The sequence below is a fragment of the Streptomyces tricolor genome (genome assembly GCF_002155905.1).
Classification (GTDB): Bacteria; Actinomycetota; Actinomycetes; order Streptomycetales; family Streptomycetaceae; genus Streptomyces; species Streptomyces tricolor.
This window is the reverse complement of sequence record NZ_MUMF01000722.1, coordinates 1-3,107: the sequence shown is the minus strand read 5'-3', so window position 1 is coordinate 3,107 and position 3,107 is coordinate 1. Positions and strand designations below refer to the sequence as shown.

The window sequence follows — 3,107 nt, the reverse complement described above, 5'->3', positions numbered from 1 at the left end:
CCGTCCGGCTCCGGCACCGCGTTCCGACAGGAAGCATCGGGGGTGCCGGAGCCGGACGGAGAGGCAGCGAACGACCCATGATCCGACGCAGAACACTCCTGGCCGCCGCGGGCGGCGGCCTCCTCGGCAGCACCCTGGCCACGGGCACCGCCCGGGCGGACGCGACGATCGCCGTCACCCCCTCGACGACGTACGGCACCTGGGAGGGCTGGGGCACCTCCCTGGCCTGGTGGGCGAACGTCTTCGGCGCGCGGGACGACTTCGCCGACCTCTTCTTCACGACCGGCAACACGACGTACGACGGCACCTCGCTGCCCGGCCTCGGCCTGAACATCGCCCGCTACAACCTGGGCGCGTGCAGCTGGAACAGCGTGCGCGGCGAGTCGATGGCCGTCTCCCCCAACATCCCCTCCTTCAAGCAGATCGAGGGCTACTGGCAGGACTGGACGAACGAGGACCCGGCCTCCGCGGCGTGGAAGTGGACGGCGGACGCGACCCAGCGGGCCATGCTCGTGAAGGCCACCCGACGCGGCGCGATCTCGGAACTCTTCGCCAACTCCCCCATGTGGTGGATGTGCGCCAACCACAACCCGTCCGGCGCGGCCGACGGCGGCACCAACCTCCAGTCCTGGAACCACCGCCAGCACGCCGCCCACCTCGCCGCCGTCGCCCTGTACGCCCAGCAGCACTGGGGCGTGTCCTTCGCGACGGTGGAGGCCTTCAACGAGCCCTCCTCGTCGTGGTGGACGGCGACCGGCACGCAGGAGGGCTGCCACGTCGACGCGGGCGTGCAGGCGGCCGTACTGCCGTACCTGCGGGCCGAGCTGGACAAGCGCGGCCTGACGCGTACCCGCATCGCGGCGTCCGACGAGACGAGCTACGACCTGGCCCGCACCACCTGGAACTCCTTCTCCGCCACCACGAAGGGCTACGTCGACCAGGTCAACGTGCACGGCTACCAGGGCTCCGGAGGCCGCCGCGACCTGCTCCACACCGACGTGGTGACCACGGCCGGCAAGAAGCTGTGGAACTCGGAGACCGGCGACGGCGACGCCACCGGCCTGACCATGGCGAGCAATCTCCTCTACGACTTCCGCTGGCTGCACCCCACGGCCTGGGTGTACTGGCAGGTGATGGACCCGAGCCCGGGCTGGGCGGCCATCGCGTACGACCCGGGCACGCTCCGGCCGGGCGCGGTCCAGACGAAGTACTACGTGCTGGCCCAGTTCACCCGCCACATCCGCCCCGGCATGACCCTCCTGGACACCGGCGTCAGCTACGCGGCGGCGGCGCTGGACCGTACGGCGAGACGCCTGGTGATCGTCGCGGCGAACACCTCCTCCTCCGCCCAGACCCTGACCTTCGACCTCTCCCGCTTCTCCGCCGTGACCGGCGGCCCGGGCGGCCTGGTCCCCCGCTGGACCACGGTCACCACGGGCGGCGACCGCTACACGCCCCGCTCGGACACGTACCTGAACGGGACGTCGCTGTCCGTGCCGTTCGCGGCGAAGTCGGTGCAGACGCTCCAGGTGGACGGCGTGACCGTGTGACGAACCGTGACGACGGGCCGGCGCGACCGCGCTATCGCAGGGGCAGGGCGTCCTGGTAGCCGTTCACGGGCCGCGGCACCTTCGTGACCGTACGGGCGTCCAGCGCGACCGGCGCGGAGGCGGTGCCCAGCCGCCCGTCCGGATGCCAGGTCCCGGTGACCGTCACCCAGGTGTTGGCGGGCAGGGCCGGCCCGCCGTGGATCCGCACCTTCACGGACTGGGCGTCCGCGGCACAGCAGTTGAGGATGAGCCGGGTCAGCTCCCAGCTGCCGCCGTCCCCCGGGGTGACGAACCCGGTCATCCGGACCGTACGCCCCTTGATGGCCTGCCCCCGGTCCTGCTGCACCCGGCTGGTGAAGTCGGAGAGGGTCATGGGCAGGGGCGAGGTGCGCGGCAGCGGACCGAAGGCGCTGTCGTGGGCGACGGGCTTCGCGGACTGCCGGGCCGCGGTGAAGGCGCCGAGGGCGGGCGGGGCGTAGAAGAGCAGGCTGAGGGCGGGCAGGAGCAGGAGCCAGGCGACACGGGGCACGGCGGAGTGGTCGTGCCCGTGGCCATGGCTGTGCGTGTCCCCTCCCATCTCCCGCCTGTCGAGGACCGCGCCGGCGACGCCCAGCAGGAGCAGGACGGCCCCGGAGGCGATGAGCAGGGGCCGCATGCCCTCCTTGACGTACCGCAGGCAGAGGTCGGTGACGAGGGAGATGTGCAGCAGTCCGAGCCCGCACAGGACGAGCAGCCCCGCCTGAAGCGAACTCCGCAGCGACCGTGTCACAGCAGCACCCCTCCGATCAGCACGCTGGCCGCGACGGCGACGACGACGGTGGCGGCGGAGAACCGCACGGCGAACGCCCGCCCGAAGGTCCCGGCCTGCAAGGCGATGAGCTTCACGTCGACCATGGGCCCCACCACCATGAACGCCAGCCGCGCCACGGGCGGGAACCCGGTCAGCGAGGCGGCCAGGAAGGCGTCGGCCTCGGAGCACACCGCGAGCAGTACGGCGAGGGCGGCGAGAAAGAGCACGGACAGCCAGGGCTCCGCGGCGAAGGTGTCCAGCACGGAGGGCGGGACGGCGACGTTGAAGGTGGCCGCGGCCATCGCGCCGAGCACCAGGAACCCGCCGGCGTGCAGGAAGTCGTGCTGGAACCCGCGCCGGAACTCGCTCAGGCGGCTGTGCCCCGGCCGGTGCCCGGTGTGCCGTACGACGGGCCGCAGCCACTCGGCCCGCCCGAACCGGAGCCACAGCCACCCCATGACGACGGCGGTGACGACGGAGGCGAGCAGCCGGGCGAGGACCATGGCGGGGTTCCCGGGGAACGCGATCGCGGTGGCCGTGAGCACGACCGGGTTGATGGCGGGCGCGGAGAGCAGGAACGCGAAGGCGGCGGCCGGGGTGACGCCGCGGCTGATGAGACTGTTGGCGACCGGCACGGAGGCGCACTCGCACCCCGGCAGCACGACCCCCGCGACACCGGCCACCGGGACGGCGAGCGCGGGCCGCCGCGGCAGGATCCTGTTGAACAGTCCCTCCGGCACGAAGGCGTTGATCGCGCCGGACAGGGC

3 protein-coding genes are annotated in these 3,107 nt (G+C 72.6%); 1 reads left to right on the top strand and 2 read right to left on the bottom strand.

The features are described from left to right. Positions 1-77: 77 nt before the first annotated feature. Positions 78-1,550 (top strand): glycoside hydrolase, encoded by a 1,473-nt coding sequence (locus CCN44_RS38180; RefSeq protein ID WP_086703405.1) that lies wholly within the window; start codon positions 78-80, stop codon positions 1,548-1,550. Positions 1,551-1,581: 31 nt separating this feature from the next. Here the strand turns inward: CCN44_RS38180 and CCN44_RS38175 are convergent, their stop codons facing one another. Both CCN44_RS38175 and CCN44_RS38170 read right to left on the bottom strand, forming a co-directional pair. Then, positions 1,582-2,307 carry a TIGR03943 family putative permease subunit gene (locus CCN44_RS38175; RefSeq protein ID WP_086703407.1) on the bottom strand — a complete coding sequence of 242 codons (726 nt, stop codon included), beginning with the start codon at positions 2,305-2,307 and terminating at the stop codon, positions 1,582-1,584. A gap of 8 nt (positions 2,308-2,315) precedes the next feature. Continuing rightward, positions 2,316-3,107: permease (locus tag CCN44_RS38170; RefSeq protein ID WP_107502157.1), on the bottom strand; the 792-nt coding region annotated here is incomplete at its 5' end.